This is a genomic window from Pseudomonas sp. D4-21 (assembly GCF_051132125.1).
In the GTDB taxonomy this organism is placed as follows: domain Bacteria; phylum Pseudomonadota; class Gammaproteobacteria; order Pseudomonadales; family Pseudomonadaceae; genus Aquipseudomonas.
On record NZ_CP071664.1, the window covers coordinates 1,057,667 to 1,077,830 of the forward strand.

Annotated in this window: 19 protein-coding genes; 10 read left to right on the forward strand and 9 right to left on the reverse strand. The window is 59.0% G+C overall.

Annotation, left to right across the window (positions count from 1 at the left end; all coding sequences use genetic code 11):
• Positions 1–72: 72 nt before the first annotated feature.
• Positions 73–399, reverse strand: coding sequence for a hypothetical protein (locus J3Q04_RS04645; RefSeq protein WP_420765466.1), 327 nt, complete (start codon positions 397–399; stop codon positions 73–75).
• Between the two features lie 133 nt (positions 400–532).
• Positions 533–1,435 carry a chemotaxis protein CheV gene (locus J3Q04_RS04650; RefSeq protein ID WP_420765465.1) on the reverse strand — a complete coding sequence of 301 codons (903 nt, stop codon included), beginning with the start codon at positions 1,433–1,435 and terminating at the stop codon, positions 533–535.
• Positions 1,436–1,727: 292 nt separating this feature from the next.
• Between J3Q04_RS04650 and J3Q04_RS04655 the strand changes: the two genes are divergently transcribed.
• The gene (locus J3Q04_RS04655) at positions 1,728–3,290 is read left to right on the forward strand and encodes a glucan 1,4-alpha-maltotetraohydrolase domain-containing protein (protein ID WP_434607696.1); all 1,563 of its coding nucleotides are present in this window, start codon (positions 1,728–1,730) and stop codon (positions 3,288–3,290) included.
• A gap of 18 nt (positions 3,291–3,308) precedes the next feature.
• Here the strand turns inward: J3Q04_RS04655 and norR are convergent, their stop codons facing one another.
• Complete coding sequence (gene norR, locus J3Q04_RS04660; protein WP_434607694.1) at positions 3,309–4,862, reverse strand: nitric oxide reductase transcriptional regulator NorR; 1,554 nt, start codon at positions 4,860–4,862, stop codon at positions 3,309–3,311.
• Positions 4,863–5,012: 150 nt separating this feature from the next.
• Between norR and hmpA the strand changes: the two genes are divergently transcribed.
• From hmpA to cyoE, 7 genes are all read left to right on the forward strand, one after another.
• Entirely contained in the window at positions 5,013–6,194 is a 1,182-nt protein-coding gene (gene hmpA, locus J3Q04_RS04665) for an NO-inducible flavohemoprotein (RefSeq protein WP_434607691.1), read from the forward strand.
• 274 nt (positions 6,195–6,468) lie between these two features.
• Positions 6,469–6,978 (forward strand): disulfide bond formation protein B, encoded by a 510-nt coding sequence (locus J3Q04_RS04670; RefSeq protein WP_420765461.1) that lies wholly within the window; start codon positions 6,469–6,471, stop codon positions 6,976–6,978.
• A gap of 787 nt (positions 6,979–7,765) precedes the next feature.
• Positions 7,766–8,713 (forward strand): ubiquinol oxidase subunit II, encoded by a 948-nt coding sequence (gene cyoA, locus J3Q04_RS04675; protein ID WP_420765460.1) that lies wholly within the window; start codon positions 7,766–7,768, stop codon positions 8,711–8,713.
• Positions 8,714–8,716: 3 nt separating this feature from the next.
• Positions 8,717–10,747, forward strand: a complete 2,031-nt coding sequence (gene cyoB, locus J3Q04_RS04680; protein WP_434607688.1) for a cytochrome o ubiquinol oxidase subunit I — start codon at positions 8,717–8,719, stop codon at positions 10,745–10,747.
• A 3-nt stretch (positions 10,748–10,750) separates the two neighbouring features.
• Entirely contained in the window at positions 10,751–11,377 is a 627-nt protein-coding gene (locus J3Q04_RS04685; RefSeq protein WP_039591598.1) for a cytochrome o ubiquinol oxidase subunit III, read from the forward strand.
• On the forward strand, positions 11,378–11,713 hold the full coding sequence (cyoD, locus tag J3Q04_RS04690) for a cytochrome o ubiquinol oxidase subunit IV (protein WP_039591596.1): 336 nt from the start codon (positions 11,378–11,380) through the stop codon (positions 11,711–11,713).
• Positions 11,714–11,724: 11 nt separating this feature from the next.
• On the forward strand, positions 11,725–12,612 hold the full coding sequence (cyoE, locus tag J3Q04_RS04695; protein WP_434607686.1) for a heme o synthase: 888 nt from the start codon (positions 11,725–11,727) through the stop codon (positions 12,610–12,612).
• 191 nt (positions 12,613–12,803) lie between these two features.
• Here cyoE and J3Q04_RS04700 read toward each other — a convergent pair whose 3' ends face one another.
• From J3Q04_RS04700 to J3Q04_RS04725, 6 genes are all read right to left on the reverse strand, one after another.
• Entirely contained in the window at positions 12,804–13,508 is a 705-nt protein-coding gene (locus J3Q04_RS04700) for a hypothetical protein (RefSeq protein WP_434560559.1), read from the reverse strand.
• Between the two features lie 121 nt (positions 13,509–13,629).
• The gene (locus J3Q04_RS04705) at positions 13,630–14,373 is read right to left on the reverse strand and encodes a DUF72 domain-containing protein (protein WP_434607684.1); all 744 of its coding nucleotides are present in this window, start codon (positions 14,371–14,373) and stop codon (positions 13,630–13,632) included.
• A gap of 76 nt (positions 14,374–14,449) precedes the next feature.
• Entirely contained in the window at positions 14,450–15,463 is a 1,014-nt protein-coding gene (locus J3Q04_RS04710) for a sensor domain-containing diguanylate cyclase (protein ID WP_434564149.1), read from the reverse strand.
• A gap of 141 nt (positions 15,464–15,604) precedes the next feature.
• Entirely contained in the window at positions 15,605–16,354 is a 750-nt protein-coding gene (locus J3Q04_RS04715; protein WP_434607682.1) for a hypothetical protein, read from the reverse strand.
• A complete protein-coding gene (locus J3Q04_RS04720) occupies positions 16,347–16,964 on the reverse strand; it encodes a hypothetical protein (protein ID WP_420765454.1) in 618 nt (205 codons plus the stop codon). Before J3Q04_RS04720 ends, J3Q04_RS04715 begins: the two co-directional genes overlap by 8 nt.
• An 85-nt stretch (positions 16,965–17,049) precedes the next feature.
• Positions 17,050–17,958, reverse strand: a complete 909-nt coding sequence (locus J3Q04_RS04725) for a LysR family transcriptional regulator (protein ID WP_434607680.1) — start codon at positions 17,956–17,958, stop codon at positions 17,050–17,052.
• A 98-nt stretch (positions 17,959–18,056) separates the two neighbouring features.
• Here J3Q04_RS04725 and J3Q04_RS04730 point away from each other — a divergent pair, with 98 nt between their 5' ends.
• Together J3Q04_RS04730 and J3Q04_RS04735 are read left to right on the forward strand one after the other, a co-directional pair.
• A complete protein-coding gene (locus J3Q04_RS04730) occupies positions 18,057–19,232 on the forward strand; it encodes an aspartate aminotransferase family protein (RefSeq protein WP_434607678.1) in 1,176 nt (391 codons plus the stop codon).
• 152 nt (positions 19,233–19,384) lie between these two features.
• Positions 19,385–20,119: an OmpA family protein gene (locus J3Q04_RS04735; RefSeq protein ID WP_420765451.1), complete on the forward strand. Its 735-nt coding sequence runs from the start codon at positions 19,385–19,387 to the stop codon at positions 20,117–20,119.
• Positions 20,120–20,164 lie beyond the last annotated feature (45 nt).

Genomic DNA, 20,164 nt, shown 5'->3' on the forward strand with positions numbered 1-20,164 from the left:
TGACCGAATGGGAAAGGCTGGAAGGCGTCGGAAAAACGCCGGCTGAGCCCTGCGTAGCAAATTATGCGCCAGTCACCGGGCAGGACCGGCCGGACGGATCGAGTCCCATTCGGTCACGACCGCGGTCTTGGTTTTCTTGCGGTAAAGGCACAGCTCGGTGCCGGTGGCGCCGTTCATGTGTTTCTGAGGGTACTGGCCTTGCAGCAACAGCGCGGTGTAGCCGACCCGGTCGTCGAATTGAGCGGCGGTGCCGACCGGTTCGGCGTTCTTCAATCCACTGGCCTTGACGCAGCTGGCGAGCACTTTTTTGTCGTAGGCGGCCCAGGCATCGGAGCTCGATGCATGAACCTGCGAAGACACCGCGGCCAGGGCGAGAAGAATCAGGGTAGGGGCTTTCATCAGGGAAATCCTTGTTCTGGGATGCCAAAACAAGAGTATGCCTGAGGTTGCAAGAGAGGGCTGTTATCGAGGCTGGTCGCGGTCTCGTTGTGCCTAAAAGCGACAACGAAACCTGCGATCGGCTTCGGTGAAATCAACGACCTTGTTCGGCAACGGCCTTGGCCGCCGTGATCAGGCATTTGGTCAGTTCGGGCGAAGAGAACTTGGTGAGTACGCCGTTGGCGCCGGCGAGCCGGGCTTTTTCGCTGTTCATCGCGCTGTCTAGCGACGTGTGCAGCAGCACGTAGATATGCGCGAAATCGGGCGTTTCGCGCAGGGTCCGGGTGAGGGCGTAGCCATCCATCTCCGACATCTCGATGTCCGAAACGATCAGGTTGATCTCCTGTGCGGTGCCTTGCAGTTCCAGCAGGCAGTCAATGGCTTCCTTGGCGCTGCGTGCGGTGTGGCATTGCAGGCCCAGGTTGCGCAGGGTATGCACCGATTGTTGCAGCGCGACCTGGCTGTCGTCGACCACCAGAATTCGAGCATCGCCGAGCACTTCGGCGTCTTCCATGCTCAGCTCGGTCGGCGCTGTCTCGATTTGCGCCGGGGCGATGCCGTGGATGACTTTTTCGATATCCAACACCTGCACCAAGGTGCCATCCACCGAGGTCACGCCGGTAATGAACGCCCGTACGCCGCCAGAGCCGTAGGGCGGTGGCTTGATGTCTGTCGTCAGGCAATGGACGATCTTGCTCACCGCCTGTACGTGCAGCCCTTGTTTGGAGCGGCTGACGTCCGTCACGATCAGGCAGCCGCCGTCCGGGTCTTCGAGCGGCCGCTCGCCAATGGCACGGCTCAGGTCGATCACCGACAACGATGCCCCGCGCAGCGTGGCGATGCCTTTGACGTGCGGATGCGACTCCGGCAGCTTGGTCAGGGGCGGGCAGGGAATGATTTCACTGACCTTGAGCAGGTTGATCGCCATCAGCTTGCCGCTGCGCAAGGTAAAGAGCAGAAGCGAAAGAGAATCTGCGCGGGCTTTGTTGGAGGACATAAAAACCTTCTGTTGAAAAGGTGGGGCGAGCGCGAACATCGCCAAGACAGCTTTTGATAACGGGTTATCGACGTGTTGGAGGCTGGCTTTAGGTTCTGTTCGAAAACTAATGCGGCGATGGCCGTGCCCTTCTGTCCGAACTGGTATTTCTTACAGGTTCCGATTCGCAGCGTCCGACTCATGCTGCCCCTTCCTTATCCAGGATGGGAGCAAGCAAATGAATCGGAACAAAGGCATGTTCAAAAGGGCCGTGTGGTGGGTTGTCTCGCTCATCGGCGGGCTTGGGGTCGCAATGACATTCGTCCAAGGGGCGGACCTTCAGGGCAATAGCCCCCAAGGCGTGCGCTATGGCGGTGGCGATGAGATTTTGCTCCAGGGATTCCATTGGAATTCCACTCGACTGCCTGCGGGCAACTGGTACACGACGCTCATATCCCTTGCTCCCAAGGTTGGCGCCGATGGGTTTACCGGGATCTGGATGCCGCCACCGTGGCGCGATGTCTCCAGTTGGTCGAAGCCGGATGCCGGAACCAGCGGTGGTGGAGAAGGTTATTACTGGAGCGACTTCGACAAGAACGGCGGGTACGGCACTGAGACCCAATTGAAGGCTGTCGTGGCGGCATTACAGGCTGCGAAAGTCAAAGTTATCTTCGATGTGGTGCCCAATCACATGAATCGCCCGAATATCGGGCCGACATTGCAAGCGCTGCTCAGTGACAAGACGGCCTGGCGTGACGGTTGCGCGCAATGCGATACCGGCGAGCCCTTCGAAGGAAGTTCTGACCTGAACATTGGCAACAGCAAGATCTTCTCGATGTTCAGGAGCGAATTTGAAAACCTGCGTGACAACTATGGCGCGGCCGGGCTGCGCTTCGATTTTGTCAAAGGCTATGGGGCTGATTCCGTCAACGACTGGATGAACAATTTTGGCAGCAACCATTTTTGCGTGGGCGAATTATGGAAGGGGCCCGGCGAATACCCTGTCGATGACTGGCGCCATAACGCCGGCTGGCAGGAGGCGCTCAAGGATTGGTCCGATCGCGCCCACTGCACCGTATTCGATTTCGCGCTCAAGGAGCGCCTGCAGAATGGGACGATCACCGAATGGCGCAATGGTCTCAATGGCAATCCGGATCCTGCCTGGCGATCCATTGCCGTGACTTTTGTCGACAACCATGACACCGGTTATTCGCCTGGCTTCCTGGGTGGGCAGCATCACTGGGCCCTGCCGGAGCACCTGCGCGACAAGGCCTATGCCTATATCCTCAGCAGCCCGGGTACGCCCATGGTCTATTGGCCGGATATGTACGATTGGCCGAGGGGCGCCTTGATCCGGCAGCTTGTTGCCCTACGTCGAGACGCGGGAGTTCGGGCTGATTCGCCTATTGTGTTTCTTGGAAATTATTCAGGCCTGGTGGCGAAGACCACGGGTGGCAAGCAAACGCTGCTGGTCGCCCTCGGGTCTGATCTTGACAGCGCCAAGGTGCCGGCTGCCTTTACCCCGGCTCTGGACAGCAACAGCGGGGACATCCGTATCTGGCGTTCCGCCCCGCAAGCCAGCAGCGTCAATGTCCAGTTGAAGTGCGACCAAGGCAAGACTCAGCCCGGGGAAAGCGTTTATGCCGTCGGTTCGAGCCTTGAGCTGGGAGACTGGTCGCCGGCTCGGGCCGTGCGCTTGACGGACGTGAGTCAATATCCGCTGTGGCAGGGTCGAATCGACTTGCCTGGGGGCGAGCAATATGAGTGGAAATGCATCGTCCGGCGTGACCAGGACGCGCAGGTGATTCGCTGGCAGGCCGGCGCCAATACGGCATTCGTCGCCAAACAGGACGGGATCAGCGCCGGCAGCTTCTAGAGGATTGCGTACGGCCGGTTACTTGAGTCCCAGCCGTTTCGCCATTCGTCCCAGATTGGCCCGGTCCAGGCCCAGCTCACGGGCCGCGCTGGCCCAGTTATGCTGATGGCGTTCCAGGCAGGCGTTGATCATCTGCCGCTGGTAGTTCTCCGTGGCCTGGCGTAAATCCCCCGTCACCGGCACCGTGCAAGTGGATGCCGGGCGGGCGGTAGGAAGGTCTTCCGGCGCGGCATGGGGCAAGTCAAGGTCATTGGCGCTCAAGCTGAGGATTCTCGGTCGTACCGGATGGTTGCCTAATGCTTTCAACGCGCTGCGACCGATCAGGTGTTCCAGCTCGCGCACGTTGCCAGGCCAATCGTAGGCCAGGAGTGCGGCTTGGGCATCGCTGGTCAAGCGCAGGCTGCCCAGGCCCATGCGTGAACGGTTCTGCTCGAGGAAAAAACCGGCAAGAAGCAGCACGTCGCGTCCGCGGTCGCGCAGCGCGGGCACCTGTAGCGGGTACACACTCAGTCGATGATAGAAATCGGCCCGGTAACGGCCGTTGCGCACTTCTTCGGCGAGGTCGCGATTGGTGGCCGCGATCAGACGCACGTCGACGCGGTGTTCCTTGTCCGAGCCCAGGCGCTGCAACTGCCCACTTTGCAGGACGCGCAATAATTTTGCCTGGACAGTCAAGGACAGCTCGCCCACCTCATCGAGGAACAACGTGCCGCCATCGGCCAGTTCGAACTTGCCCCGACGGTCGTTGGTGGCACCGGTGAAAGCACCGCGTACATGGCCAAACAGCTCGCTCTCCACCAAGGTATCCGGAAGGGCGGCGCAATTGAGGCTGATCATCGGCTGGTCGGCACGGTTGGAGGCGGCGTGAATGGCTTGGGCGACCAATTCCTTGCCGACCCCGGTTTCGCCGGTGATCAGCACCGTCAGGTCGCTGCCACCCACGAGCTTGATTTCCTCCACCAGGCGTTTGTGGGCCTTGCTTTGGCCGACCATGTCGCGATGCTGCTGGCCGCTCGCCTGACGATAGACCTCGGCGCGGTGATGCTCGTCTTCAGCCTTCAAGGCCAGCCGCTCGATACGTTCGGCAGCGCTGACCGTGGCCGCGGCGAGGCTGGCGAAGGCTTGCAAGGCGCTCAGGTCGATAGGCTCAAAGCGTTCCGGGTCCAGCGAGTCCAGCGTCAGCAAGCCCCACGGCTGCTCATCGACGAACAGCGGGCAACCCATGCAGTCATGCACTTCCAGATGCTCGTCCAAGCCTTCGACCAGCCCATCGTAAGGGTCGGGCAGGTCGCTGTCGGTTGCAAAGCGAGTGGGTAGCGGATTGCCTAGCAATGCCTCGAAGCGGGGGTGTTCGCTGATGCGGAACCGGCGCCCCAGCGTATCTGTACTCAAGCCATCCACCGCCAGCGGCACGAGGCAATCCCCATCCAGGCGCAACAGCGCGGCGGCATCGCACGGCAGCAGGGCGCGCAGGGCGCCGAGCAAGCGGCGGTAGCGCTCGCCCTCCGGCAGCTCGCGGGAGAGGTCTGCCACCAGTGGCAGCAGTGACGTTAGCAGGGAGGTCGCGGTCATAATGACTCCATCTGGTCGTAATGACTATAAACGCTGCCGTGTCTTTATGACTATGTTGTTTTCAACTTACTGAAAAACAAGCATAAATTTTCTGGCATGGAATGTGATAAGCAAGATATCAGTTATCTATGTCACGTGAGGGGTTTACCCATGCTGAGTCAAGAACAGCGCGCCATCATTCGTTCCACCGTTCCGTTGCTCGAGAGCGGCGGGGAAGCGCTCATCACTCATTTCTACCGCATGATGTTGTCCGAATATCCACAAGTGCGCCCACTGTTCAATCAGGCTCACCAAGCCAGCGGCGACCAGCCTCGGGCGCTGGCCAATGGCGTGCTGAAGTACGCCCGGCATATCGATCAGCTCGACCAACTGGGCGACCTGGTGGCGAAAATCGTCAATAAGCATGTCGCTTTGCAGATTCAACCCGAGCATTACCCGATTGTCGGCGCCTGCCTGCTGCGGGCGATTGCCGAGGTGCTGGGCGAAGAAATCGCCACGCCTGAAGTGATTTCGGCATGGGGCGCCGCCTATAACCAATTGGCCGATATCCTGATCGGTGCCGAAGCTGGCCTGTATGACCAGAAGGCCGCGGCACCGGGTGGCTGGCGCGGTGAGCGGGCGTTTATCCTGGTCGACAAGGTACAGGAGAGCGCGGAAATCACTTCGTTCTACTTCGAGCCGGCAGACAAGGGGCCCATCCTGCAAGCGGAGCCAGGCCAGTACATCGGCATGAAGCTGCTCCTGGATGGCGAGGAAGTACGCCGCAACTATTCCTTGTCGGCGCTTGCTGACAATGGTCGGTACCGCATCAGCGTCAAGCGCGAGGCGGGTGGCCGGGTGTCCAACTACCTGCACGACCATTTCCCGATCGGCAGCGGCATCCAGCTGTTTCCGCCGTCCGGAGACTTCTACCTCACCGACAGCGACAAGCCTTTGGTGCTGATCAGCGGGGGCGTTGGCATCACTCCGACCCTGGCGATGTTGCAGGCGGCATTGCAAACCGAACGCCCGGTGCATTTCATCCACTGCGCGCGCAACGGCCGTGTACATGCCTTCCGCGACTGGATCGACGACCTGGCCGGGCGGCATCCGCAACTCAAGCGCTTCTATTGCTACGACGAGCATGACGGCGCGAGCCCTGCGGCTGACAAGGTGGGGCTGTTGAGCCAGGATCAACTGGCGCAATGGCTGCCGGAACAGCGTGACCTGGACGTCTATTTCCTTGGACCGAAAGGTTTCATGGCGGCGATCAAGCGCCATCTCAAGGCCTTGGGCGTGCCGGCGGAGCAAAGCCGCTACGAGTTCTTCGGGCCGGCGGCGGCTTTGGAATAGCCTTTATCGCGAGCAAGCTCGCTCCCACAGGGAATTGTGGCGCGCACAAAACTGTGTCGCTGCGATGAACATTGTGGGAGCGAGCCTGCTCGCGATAGCGGTAGCTCTGCCGACGCGCCATTGGAATTAATCCGCGCTTAACCCCCTTCCTGTTTATTCCCTCGATGCTGCCGGCTGCCGCTCGTTCACTATCTGCGTGTAGACTTCGGCCATCCGACAACGCGCCGAGCACAGTCATGCGGCGCGTCGATCCATGCAGATGAAGGGAAACGCAATGAGTGAACAAATGATGCGCCTGGGCCGTGAGCGGCGCTACCTGGTGTTGCTGGGGGTGATCTGCCTCGCACTGATCGGCGGCGCGCTGTATATGCAGGTCGTGCTGGGTGAGGCGCCATGCCCACTGTGCATCCTGCAACGCTATGCGTTGTTGCTGATCGCCCTCTTTGCCTTCATCGGTGCGGCCATGCGCACTCGCCGCAGCCTGACGATTTTCGAAGGGTTGGTCGTGCTGTGTGCGTTGGCCGGCGCGGGCGTGGCGGGGCATCACGTCTACACGCAGTTCTTTCCGGCGGTCAGTTGTGGCGTCGACGTCTTGCAGCCGATTGTCGATGACCTGCCACTGGCGAAGATCTTCCCGCTGGGTTTTCAGGTTGATGGTTTCTGCTCCACGCCGTATCCCCCTGTCCTGGGATTGTCGCTGGCGCAGTGGGCGTTGGTGGCATTCGTGTTGACCGCCGTGCTGGTGCCCTTGTTGGTGTCCCGTAATCGCAAAGCCCTACGCTAGAGTCGATCTGCACAGACGCCCCGGTTTTTTCACCAAGACCCGGGGCGTTTTTTATTTCGGCGCCGTTTGGGACCCGCCTTGATCCGAAGCAGGAATGCCCTGCGACGATGTGCGACACGTTGTCACACATCGTGCCTCTGCGTTCCTTTCAAGCGGTGAATTGACGCTGCAACCTGTAATAAAAAAACGGCCTGATATCCTCCCCGACCGCAATATTGTCATCTTCCATGCAGGCATTTTTAACAGCGAAGCGCCGTGACGCCTAGGCCCCGTAAAACGGGCGCTGACGGGTCATGCAAGCCCGGCGAAAACGTACGCAGCTGTCTAAATCGGGCGTAGTAGCCTTACGTTTTTTGGGGTTCTTGTTGAGAATGTATTTCGATAACATGCTGGCCCGTTGCAATATCGGCGATAGATTGTTGCCGGATCGGATAAAAATTATTTCGGGTTAAGACATGGTCTCCAACGCCGCAGCTCACTACAATCGCCCGCACCGATTTTCCGACCCGGCTCAGGCTTGAGCACGAGAGTGGTCGAAGGGCGCCAGCGCCCCATGCGACCCCAGGTGTCGGTGCCTCCAACTACCCGCACCAAATGGAATTGGGCTTGAGAACTAGGCCTTTGACCAACGAATAAGAACTCACTGCTGGCCCGGGATGTGTCGAACAGCCGCTGACGTTCGACGGGCAGCCCTTATTCAATTCAAGAAAATGCCAACCCTTGGCAGGGTGAAGTGTTGGCGATCAAAACCCAACTGCATTGCGCAAGCTGCTTTAGAGGTCGTGAGATGAGTAAAAACAGGTACCCCCGATTACTAGGCTTGTTGCCGCTGCTCGGCACGTTGCTGCTGGGAGGCTGCAACATGACCCTGCTCGATCCCAAGGGCCAGGTCGGCCTGGATGAACGAAACCTGATCATCACCGCCACGCTGCTGATGTTGCTGGTCGTTGTGCCGGTTATCGTCATGACGTTCTTGTTCGCCTGGAAATACCGCGCGTCCAACACCAGTGCCACCTACACCCCGAAATGGTCCCACTCGACCAAGATCGAAGTCGCGGTGTGGACCATTCCGGTATTGATCATCATTGCCCTGGGTTACATCACCTACAAGTCGACCCACGCACTGGACCCGTACCGTCCGCTGGATTCCGACGTCAAGCCAATCACCATTGAAGTGGTCTCGATGGACTGGAAGTGGCTGTTCATCTATCCGGAACAAGGTATCGCCACGGTCAACAAGATCGTGTTCCCGGCCCACACGCCGATCAACTTCAAGGTCACCTCCGACACCGTGATGAACTCGTTCTTCATCCCGGGCCTGGGCGGCCAGATCTACGCGATGGCCGGCATGCAGACCAAGCTGCACCTGATCGCCAACCAGAACACCGAACTTGAAGGTATCTCCGCCAACTACAGCGGCGCGGGTTTCACCGGCATGAAGTTCAAGGCGACCGCCACCACCCAGGAAGAATTCGACGCCTGGGTAAACGAAGTGAAGAAGGCACCTAAACAGCTTGAAAAAGCTGAATACGAAGCCCTTTCCAAGCCGAGCCAGAACAACCCAGTCGAACTCTACTCGTCGGTCACGCCGAACCTGTTCCAGACCATCATCGATAAGTATGAAGGGATGAATCCGGGCAAGCCGATGCATCACGAGAAGAAAGAGAAGGAAGTGGCCCACAACATGGAAGGGATGGACATGAGCTCGCATTCAGCTGCCGGGGCAGAGGAGTAAACGATGTTTGGTAAATTAAGTTGGGAAGCGATCCCGTTCCACGAGCCGATTGTCATGGTGACCCTCGCCATCATCGGGCTCGGTGGCCTGGCGCTGTTTGCGGGTATTACTTATTTCAAGAAGTGGACGTACCTGTGGACTGAATGGTTGACCTCGGTCGACCACAAGAAGATCGGCGTGATGTACATCATCGTCGCCATGGTCATGTTGCTGCGCGGTTTTGCCGACGCGATCATGATGCGTACCCAGTTGGCCATGGCCACCGAGGGCTCGCCCGGCTACCTGCCGCCTGAACACTATGACCAGATCTTCACCGCCCACGGTGTGATCATGATCATTTTCATGGCGATGCCATTCTTCACCGGCCTGATGAACCTCGCAGTGCCGCTGCAGATCGGCGCCCGTGACGTTGCCTATCCGTTCCTGAACTCCTTGAGCTTCTGGCTGCTGGTTTCCGGCGTCGTGCTGATCAACGTTTCCCTGGGTGTCGGCGAATTCGCCAAGACCGGTTGGGTTGCCTATCCGCCGTTGTCGGGGCTGCAATACAGTCCGGGCGTGGGGGTGGACTACTACATCTGGGCGCTACAGCTATCCGGGTTGGGGACAACGCTGACAGGGGTCAACTTCCTGGCCACCGTGCTGAAGATGCGTACCCCTGGCATGAAGCTGATGGACATGCCGATCTTCACCTGGACCTGCACCTGGGCCAACGTGCTGATCGTCGCTTCGTTCCCGATCCTCACCGCTACACTGGCTCTGCTGACGCTTGACCGCTACATGGATTTCCACATTTTCACCAATGAACTGGGTGGAAATCCGATGATGTACGTCAACCTGTTCTGGGCTTGGGGTCACCCTGAGGTGTACATCCTGATCCTGCCGGCGTTCGGTATCTTCTCCGAAGTCATCTCGACCTTCTCCGGCAAGAAACTGTTTGGCCACCACTCGATGATCTACGCTTCGGGCGCGATCTCGGTACTGGGCTTCATGGTCTGGCTGCACCACTTCTTCACCATGGGTTCGGGTGCAAGCGTCAACGCCTTCTTCGGCCTGGCGACCATGCTGATCTCGATCCCGACGGGTGTGAAGCTGTTCAACTGGCTGTTCACCATCTACCAGGGCCGCCTGCGTTTCACCAGCCATGTGCTGTGGACTCTGGGCTTCATGGTGACCTTCGCCATCGGCGGTATGACCGGCGTACTGCTGGCCATTCCGGGTGCTGACTTTGTGCTGCACAACAGCCTGTTCGTGATCGCGCACTTCCATAACGTGATCATCGGCGGCGCCGTGTTCGGCTACATCGCGGGCTTTGCGTTCTATTTCCCGAAAGCGTTCGGCTTCAAGCTGCACGAAGGCTGGGGCAAGGCAGCGTTCTGGTTCTGGATCTCGGGCTTCTTCGTCGCGTTCATGCCGCTCTATGCACTGGGCTTCATGGGCATGACCCGTCGCCTGAACGCCACCACCAACCCTGAGTGGGTGCCGTACCTGTACGTCGCCATGTTCGGCGCGGTGATGATTGCCGTGGGTATCGCCTGCCAGCTGATCCAGTTGTACGTCAGCGTGCGTGACCGCAAGAAGCCGGAAAACATGTGCGAACACGGTGACCCGTGGAATGCCCATACCCTGGAATGGTCGACTTCTTCGCCACCACCGTTCTACAACTTTGCCGTGCTGCCGAAAGCGGACGTCATCGACCCGTTCACCGAAGCCAAGGAAAACGGCACCGCGTACGAGGCTCCGGCCAAGTACTCGCCGATCCACATGCCCAACAACACCGCCACCGGTGTGGTCATGGGCGGGCTGTTGACCGTGTTCGGTTTCGCGATGATCTGGCACATCTGGTGGCTGGCCATCGCCAGCCTGGTCGGCACCGTGGTGTATTTCGCCTTCCATGCCGCCCGTGACGATCAGGGCTACATGGTGCCGGTGGATGTCATCGAACGCATCGAAGCCGAGCAGCACAAGCGTCTGGTCGCGGCCGGGAAAGTCCCTGCCACCGCCACCCGTGTTGAAACCTCGTTGGAACAGGCTTAAACCATGTCGAACTTAGTGACCAATGTTGGACACGCCCATGGTCATGACCATGGGCACGATGACCATCACCACGACTCGGGCGAGATGACCGTATTCGGTTTCTGGCTCTACCTGATGACCGACTGCATTCTGTTTGCGTCGATCTTCGCGGTGTACGCGGTGCTGGTTAACAACGTCGCCGGTGGCCCGTCGGGCCACGACATCTTCGAACTGCCTTATGTACTGGGCGAAACCGCGCTGCTGCTGTTCAGTTCGATCACCTACGGCTTCGCCATGCTGGCGTTGTACAAGGGCAAGAAAACCCAGGTCCTGGGCTGGTTGGCGATGACCTTCCTGCTGGGCGCCGGCTTTATCGCCATGGAGATCAATGAGTTCCATATCCTGATCGCCGAAGGCTACGGCCCGAGCCGCAGCGGTTTCCTGTCCGGGTTCTTCACCCTGGTCGGCACCCACGGTCTGCACGTGACCAGCGGTCTGATCTGGATGGCGATCATGATGTACCAAGTCCAGAAAAACGGCCTGACCGCCACCAACAAGACGCGCCTGAGCTGCCTGAGCCTGTTCTGGCACTTCCTGGACGTGGTGTGGATCTGCGTATTCACCGTTGTTTATCTGATGGGGACCCTGTAAATGGCTAACGCTCATTCCCATGATGGCCACGACGCCGGCCACGGCAGCGTCAAGTCCTACGCCATCGGTTTCATCCTGTCGGTGATCCTGACCGTCATTCCGTTCGGCCTGGTGATGTACCCATCGCTGCCCAAGAGCCTGACGCTTTGGATCATTCTGATCTTCGCCGTGGTCCAAGTATTGGTCCACCTGGTGTACTTCCTGCACCTGGACCGTTCGGCCGCCCAGCGTAACAACGTGATTGCGTTTGTCTTCGCTGCGCTGGTGATCGTACTGCTGGTCGGCTTGTCGCTGTGGATCATGTTCAGCATCCACACCAACATGATGGCGCACTGAGGAAAGTCCGGATGTCACTGAAGCACTTTATCCAAATCACCAAGCCGGGGATCATTTTCGGTAACGTGCTTTCTGTGGCGGGCGGGTTTTTCCTGGCCTCGAAGGGGCATGTCGATCTGGCCATCTTCCTGGCGGCGATGATCGGCACTTCCCTGGTGGTGGCGTCCGGTTGCGTGTTCAACAACTGCATCGACCGTGATATCGACATCAAGATGGAACGCACCAAGAACCGGGCGCTGGTCCAAGGCCTGATTCCGGTGCAACTGGCCCTGGCGTTTGCCACGGTGCTGGGTGTGGCCGGCGTGGCGCTGCTGTACTGGGTCGCCAACCCGCTGGCGGCGTTGTTCGCGGTGATCGGCTTTGTCATCTACGTCGGCCTCTACAGCCTGTACCTCAAGCGCAAGTCGGTTCACGGCACGCTGGTGGGCAGTCTGTCGGGGGCGATGCCGCCGGTGATCGGTTATGTCGCGGTCAGCAACAGCTTCGACATGGCGGCGGTGACGCTGCTGGTGATGTTCAGCCTGTGGCAGATGCCGCATTCCTATGCCATCGCGATCTTCCGCTTCAATGATTACCTGGCGGCCTCGATTCCGGTATTGCCCGTCAAGCGCGGTATCCAGGTGGCCAAGAAACACATCCTGCTCTACATCCTGGCCTTCCTCGTGGCGACCTTGATGCTGACCTTCAGCGGCTACGCCGGCATGAGCTACCTCGCCGTCGCCGCTGCCATGGGCATGTACTGGCTGTACATGGCCTGGACCGGCTACAAGGCGGTGGATGACACGGTCTGGGCACGCAAGCTGTTCGTGTTCTCGATCTTCACCATCACTGCCCTGAGCGTGATGATGTCCCTGGATTTCAAGGTGCCGAGTGAGTTGTTGCTGACTTACGCGCCTTAAGCGACAGAGGCAGTAAAAAAAGCCCCGCCTTCGAGAGAAGTGCGGGGCTTTTTCTTGGGTGTTACTTGGGACTTCTGTGGGAGCGAGCCTGCTCGCGAATGCGCCCGTTCAGCCAACATCACCTCAAATGATCCACCGCATTCGCGAGCAGGCTCGCTCCCACAAGGGACTCGACTCGACGCGGGCTTATTTTATTGCTGGGCGATGCTGTAGCCGTCGAACGCTTTCTGCTGTTGCAGGGCAGTGACGATGCTTTTACGGGTAACTGGTTGTTCGGTGCCGTCATTGTCCAGGAAGGTCTCGCTTTCCAGTTCGGCTTCGTCGCCTTCACCAACAAAGCTGAAACCCAGGAACTCGAAGGCCTCGCGGTCGACGTTCGGCTTGGAGCGCGGCGTGCGCAGGGGCAGGGTGACGCTGATGCCGTCCTTGCTGATGACGAACACCTCGGCTTCCTTTTTGGGCCGCGAGGCCTTGCCTTTGCTACCGCTTGGGTTGCTGATCGCCTGGTGGGTCTGGTTCAGCACTTTCAAGGCCAGGCCGTAGACCAGTTCCTGGAAATCCGCATCATCCTTGTAGCTGGAGAGAATGCGGCTGATGGGGAAGCGGCTGCTCAGGTCTTCCAAAGCAGCAAAATCCGCAGCTTCGGCGTCCTTGAGTTGCTTGAGCTGGCCCATCAGTTCGTAGGCCTTGTCGTCATCGAACGCGTCGTGAGCCTGGCGGATGGCGGTGCGCAGTTCGCGGATCTGGTCGCTTTCGCGGTTCGACTGGAACGCATCCAGGACCATCTCGCTGATGGTCTTGGCCTGGGGCAGATGCTGTGAAAGATTGATGGAGTTTTCGTATTCCGCTTTGGACGACAGGGTGATTACGGATTCAGCGGTATTGGAATCGGACATTGAAATTTCACTACTTCTGTTAGCGGGATATGGCGAGAAAGGGGTTGAGCTTTTTTCCGGCCGCCTAATCTATTGGACGCGGGCGGCGTTGTCACGGTCGGACCGGTCGCCGGTACGCATTTCATCCGCGCAACAGCGCCATCAACCGCAACGCGTCCGGGGTCGCTGCGCCGCTGGCCGTGTTATCGAATATGCACCAGGTCGGTGTGTCCGGGGCGGCTTTCAAGGCTTGGGCGATTTGCTTGAGCCGGACATCATCGTAAGGGGTGTAATAAATCTTCGGCGAGCCGTGCATACGGTAATAACGAATGCCGGGCCACCCCGCCGGTTGGTCGCCCCCCGGCAGCGGCGAGGGATCGGCGGCCACGCGACCGATTCGCTGGGTCTGCAGCATCGCCATGGCGGGTGGTGCGAGCCAGCTCGGGTGTCGAGGTTCAAGCACCGCATCGCCTTGGTAACGATCACGCAAAACCTTGAAGAAGGTCTCGGCCTGGGCGTCGTCAAAGGCCAGCGAAGGTGGCAGTTGAATCAGCAGGCAGCCGAGTTTTTCCCCCAGTTGCGAGCACTGCCCGAGGAATTCTTCCACAAGCCCCTCGCAATCGACCAAGCGTCGTTCGTGAGTGATCTGCTTTGGCATTTTCACCGAGAAGCGAAATTCTGCGGCCACGCTGTCCGCCCATTTTGCATACGTGGCGGGGCGGTGCGGGCGATAGAACGAACTGTTGATCTCCACGGCTGGAAAGCGTGCGCTGTAGCGCTGCAGATGGGTGCCTTCATCGGGAAAGGACGGCCATTGCGCCTTGGGCAATGACCAGCCCGCGCAGCCCAGGAAATGGATTGAAGAGCGTGAGAGTCGAGTTGCCAATGTGGGAGGCCTGATTGCGGGGACAAAGCTATGACCGCAACAAACGCCTCATGGATTCATTCTTCGCAAGCAGAGGTCAGTCGCATATCACGTTCTTGCCGGCCATCTTCGAGCGATACAGCGCCTGGTCCGCCCGATCCATCAATACCTCTTGGGTTTCGTCTTCGATCCGCTGCACCACACCGAAACTCATGGTGATCTGGAAATCCCCTACCGGGAGCAGGTCGGACAGGCCGCGGCGTATGGTTTCGGCCATCAGGACCGCATCGGCCAAGGATGTATTTGGCAAAATCATAATGAATTCATCGCCACCCCAACGCACCAACAGGTCGCTGTCGCGCTCACAACGCTTGACCGCCTGCACCACTTGCACCAGCGCCGCATCACCGAATGCATGGCCGTATCGATCGTTGATGTCCTTGAAATCGTCGATGTCCATGGCGATCAGCGACAACGGTTCGCGAAAGCGCTGGGCGCGTTCGCAAGCCTGAGGCAGCGTCTGCTCCAGGCGATACCGATTAGCGACCAGGGTCAATGCGTCGGTTTCGGCGAGCCTGCGGTTTTCGTCGAGTTGGATCTGCAATTGATGGTTGACCCGCGACAACTCACGGGTGCGCTCTTCGATGACCGCTTCCAGGGATTTGTTGCGCCGTTCAAGTTGCTCGAATAGACGCTTCTTGTCGTCGATGCTGCGATGGGCGCCGATCATTCGGGCCACGCTGCCGTCGGGGTTGCGAGCGATGACGTAGCCGCGGTCTTCGATCCAGATATACGAGCCGTCATGCGTGCGACAGCGGTATTCGGCTTGGTATTTTGCCGAGCGTTGTTGAAGGTAGTCATCGAACAGTGACATCACCTGGGGGTAATCCTGCGGATGGATCACGCTCTCCCAAGTCAACACGGTGTTGCTCAGCGAATGAGGCGAGTAGCCGAGCATGGTGTACCAACCGGGGTTGCGATAAACGAACCCGGTATTGGCGTTCCAGTCCCAGATGCCATCGCTGACCAGTTCCATGATGGTGTGCAGCACGCTTTCGTCCAGATCGGACAAATCGAACCGCAGCAAATCGATCTTCGAGGCGTCGTCCATCATTGTTCCCTCAATCAGCCCTGATATCAAAATGCTCTCCGAGGGTGAAGAGTAGCCGATGGGCTTAGGGGTCACTAGGGGTGACATGGTGCATCTGAAGTAGCGCCTTAAGGCTACAAATCAAGAAGTAGCCTTTTCAGGCTACTGGTCGGCGATCAACTTTAATGCATTCATGACGAGCAGCCCTGTTCCTATGCTCAAGGTAAAGCTGAGTAGGGTGCCTAATAATACGTATTCGCTGATGGACCGTACTTTGGCATTCTGGATTTCATTGAAGCGAAGGATGCTTTTTGCGGTGAGAAGAAAACCGACGGCCTCCCATTGCTCCAGCAAGACAAATGTCAATATGAGTAATCGCTCCAGATAGCCGATCAATGTCCCTGCGTTGGTCAAGGAGCCTACAGTGTCGATTTCTTTAATCCATGGACTGAGTACTGTGCCAATCAATGCTGAAGCGGGTCGTAGCATCGCGAGATAGGCGAGGCCAACCGTAAGATTTGTCGTGGTCATTAGTTTTGCCAGAGCGCCTTGAACACTCGCAGCACTGCTGTCAGAGAGCAGGCAGATCGTGGCCAGGCTGGCAACTAGAACAGTTTGTCGGGCAAGCAGAGCCCATAGCGGTGATTTGGTAGGGTCATGAATAAAGATGAGGGTAATCAGTTTGGCGGTTGCCATCAACAATCCGGCTTTAGTGGCTAAAGCACCGGTTTGCCCCGCCAGTATCAGCAGCAGGGAAAAAACTGCGAAATAGATACCTAGCATGATCAGGTTGCAGGCGATTTGTCGGGTACGGCTGGCGGAGGTTTTTGATGTGAAATAACCGGATATCCAGAAGTCCAGAAGCACATGCGCGAATAACAGGATTACGAGCAATCTTGACGATTCAATCACTGCCCAGCTCCTTGATCCACCGGCTGGTGCTTGCCAGGTATTTGTCCAGTAAACGCGCTTGGGCGCGCTGCAGAGCTTTGTTGATGGTGACCCGGGACTTGCCTAGGCTGTGGGCGATGGTTTGTTGGTTGGTTTCCTCTATCAGGTGCAGCGCATAGGTCTGGGCTTCGACCACTGTCCATTCCTCCAGTACGGCTGCAACGAACTCTGTTACCAATCCTGCGCGCTCTTGGAATTCCTGGTGATTGCAGAACACGGCCAGCGTATTTTTTTTCATGCTATCGAGCCCTTGGCCGGAAAGGACGAAAGCTTCACCATAGGTTTGCGATTTGCGTGCCGAGCCAATGCCCACGGCGATGCGCGCATCCCAACGCTCGCCTTCGGGGCTGGCCTCGATCAAGGCGGCTCGCAAGGCGATGGCACAGTGGAAAGCTTGTTCGGGCTGGCTCATCAAAAGTTGAAAACCGTCACCTCTAAAAATGTCCGCTTTCGCTTGGTAGCGTTTTTCCTGCTGTCCCAACACCTTTTCCAGGCGTGCGATGTACGCAAGGGTATTCCCTGCGCTCTGCGAGTGAATCAGGTCACCGGTCAATACCGCTTCTGGCTTCATTGATTGAATGTGCTCAGTCGTTAGAATCTAAAAAGTAGCCTTTAAAAGCTACTTCTACAATAGTAGCCTTAAAAGGCAAATTTCTCTATCCGACGGGCCTCGCCCAGTACTCCAGGGCAAACTCGACAAAACTGCGCAGCTTCGGCAAACGGTAGCGATCCTGGGCGTACATCAGGCTCATCGGGCGATGAGGCAGTTGATAGTCCTGGAGCAGCGCCACCAGATGCCCTTCCTGCAGATCCTTTGCCACCAGCGCGTCGGGCAGCATTACCACGCCCATGCCGGCGAGCGCGGCACGGTGCAGGCCCGAAGAGCTATTGATCAGCATCGGGCCGGTCACCGGGATTTTGACTTCGCCTTCCGGGCCGTTGATTGGCCAGTGTTCCTGGGCGAAGCGCCATTCATCGCCGGCGGAATAGGCAAACGACAGGCAATCATGGAGTCGCAAATCGTCGGGCTTGCACGGTGTGCCTCGCCGAGCGAGGTAAACGGGAGACGCGCAGATGGTCAGGGTGTAGTCCACCAAGGGGCGGGCGATCAGCTTCGGATCGGGGAGCCCCAGTCGGATGGCGACATCGAAGCCATGGTCGAGCAGGTCGAGGCGCTGGTTGGTCAGTACCACATCGAGCTTGACCTGTGGGTAGCGCTGGCTGAACTCGGCCAGTGCTGGCGCCAGGCGCTCCGTGCCGAAGGTCAGCGGCGCGGTGATGCGCAAGGTGCCGGTGGGGTCGCCTTGGGTCTGTTCCGCCAGGCGCTCTGAGTCGGCGACCAGCCCGAGCACCTCCAGGCAACGTTGGTAATAGGCTGAGCCGAATTCCGTCAAGCGTTGACGACGAGTCGTACGATTGATCAGGCGCACGCCGAGGCGTTGTTCCAGCGCACGAAGATGATTGCCTACCATGGTGGTGGACATTTCGCACGCCAGGGCTGCCGCTGTCAGGCTGCCCGTCTCCACGACTTTTACGTAAACAGTCATTGCCTGGAACAAGTCCATTATCAAGCTCGGCTTATAAATGATTGAAGTGAAGCAGCGTTTATCCATCGAGGGTGGCTAACCATACTGGAAAAAACCACCCGATGGAGCTAGATGTCATGACCGCCGCTTGCCTGATGAGCACTTACCAACCTCTGGCACTGAGTTTCACCCATGGCCTGGGGACTCGCCTGTGGGACCAGGACGGCCGCGAGTACCTCGATGCGGTGGCGGGTGTGGCGGTGACCAACGTCGGGCACTCCCATCCCCGGCTGGTGGCGGCCATCAGTGAGCAGGCCGGCCTGTTGCTGCACACCTCCAACCTGTACAGCATCGACTGGCAACAACGGTTGGCCGGCAAACTCACGCAGTTGTCGGGAATGGACCGGGCATTTTTCAACAACTCCGGAGCCGAGGCCAACGAAACCGCACTGAAACTGGCGCGTCTGCACGGCTGGCACAAAGGCGTCGAGCAGCCGCTGGTGGTGGTCATGGACAACGCCTTCCATGGGCGCACGCTGGGCACGATGTCCGCCAGCGACGGCCCATCGGTGCGGCTGGGATTCAATCGGTTGCCGGGGGATTTCATCAAGGTGCCGTTTGGCGATCTCGCGGCGTTGGAAAAAATCCAGCAAACCCATGGCGAGCGTATCGTCGCGATTCTGGTGGAGCCGATCCAAGGGGAAAGTGGCGTGCAAGTCGCGCCGCCGGGTTACCTGCGGGCGCTGCGGGACCTGTGCAGCCGGCGCGCCTGGTTGCTGATGCTCGACGAGATCCAGACCGGCATCGGCCGCACCGGCCAATGGTTTGCGTTCCAGCACGAAGGCATCGTGCCGGACGTCATGACTCTTGCCAAAGGCTTGGGCAATGGCGTCCCCATCGGTGCCTGCCTGGCCCGGGGCAAAGCCGCCGAGCTGTTCACGCCCGGCAGTCATGGGAGTACGTTTGGCGGCAATCCCCTGGCCTGCCGTGTGGGTTGCACGGTGCTGGACATCATTGAGGAGCAAGGCCTGGTGGCGAACGCCGGGCGTCAGGGCGCACAGTTGCTCAGCCGGCTGCGGGCTGAGTTGGCGGATAACCCGAACGTGTTGGAGGTCCGAGGCCAAGGGTTGATGATCGGCATCGAACTCAAGCAACCGGTCCGTGACCTGACCTTTCGTGCTGCCCGGGACCATGGCCTGCTGATCAACGTCACCCGGGGCAAGACCATCCGCCTGTTGCCGCCGCTGACGATTGACGGGCGGGAAGTGGAGATGATCGCCAGGGGTGTGAGCCGCAGCCTTGCGCAGGAGTGAATGCCCAAGGTCTGGCGACGGCGGGTGTTGTTCAGTCAGGGCGAAACGCAGCGCAACGGGACGGAATTTTTAACGATTGCCGCGTTCCAACGCCCGCCAGAGTCGATTGCCTACACTTTGGCAACCAGACTGAAAATCCCAGGAGCATCTTCATGTTCACCTCGCGTCGCTTGATCGTTGTCGCTACCGCCGTGGCCCTGTTGTCCGGCTGTGCGTCGCCCAACCCCTATGACAATCAGGGCCAGGCCTCTACCGACTCGTCGGGCATGAGCAAAACCGCCAAGTACGGTGGCCTCGGTGCGCTGGCCGGGGCACTGGCCGGTGCGGCCATCGGTCACGATAACCGGGGCAAGGGTGCGTTGATCGGCGCTGCGGTGGTTGGCGCCTCGGCGGCCGGCTACGGCTACTACGCCGACCAGCAGGAAAAGAAGCTGCGTGCGAGCATGGCCAATACCGGCGTTGAGGTGCAGCGCCAGGGCGACCAGATCAAGCTGATCATGCCGGGCAACATCACCTTCGCCACCGACTCGGCGAACATCGCCTCCAGTTTCTACCAGCCGCTGAACAACCTGGCCAACTCCCTCAAGGAATTCAACCAGAACCAGATCGAAATCGTCGGCTACACCGACAGTACTGGCAGCCGTCAGCACAACATGGACCTGTCCCAGCGCCGTGCCCAGAGCGTGGCGACCTACCTGACGTCCCAGGGCGTGAGCGGTGCCAACCTCTCGGCCCGTGGCGCCGGCCCGGACAACCCGGTGGCGAGCAACAGCGACGTCAACGGCCGTGCGCAGAACCGTCGCGTCGAGGTCAACCTCAAGGCTATTCCGGGACAGCAGTACCAGGCGCCGGAGCAGCAGGGGCAGACTTACCAGCAGTATCCTTGATCGCTGGGCTGTAAACGAAAGGGGGACCCCGAAAATGGGGTCCCT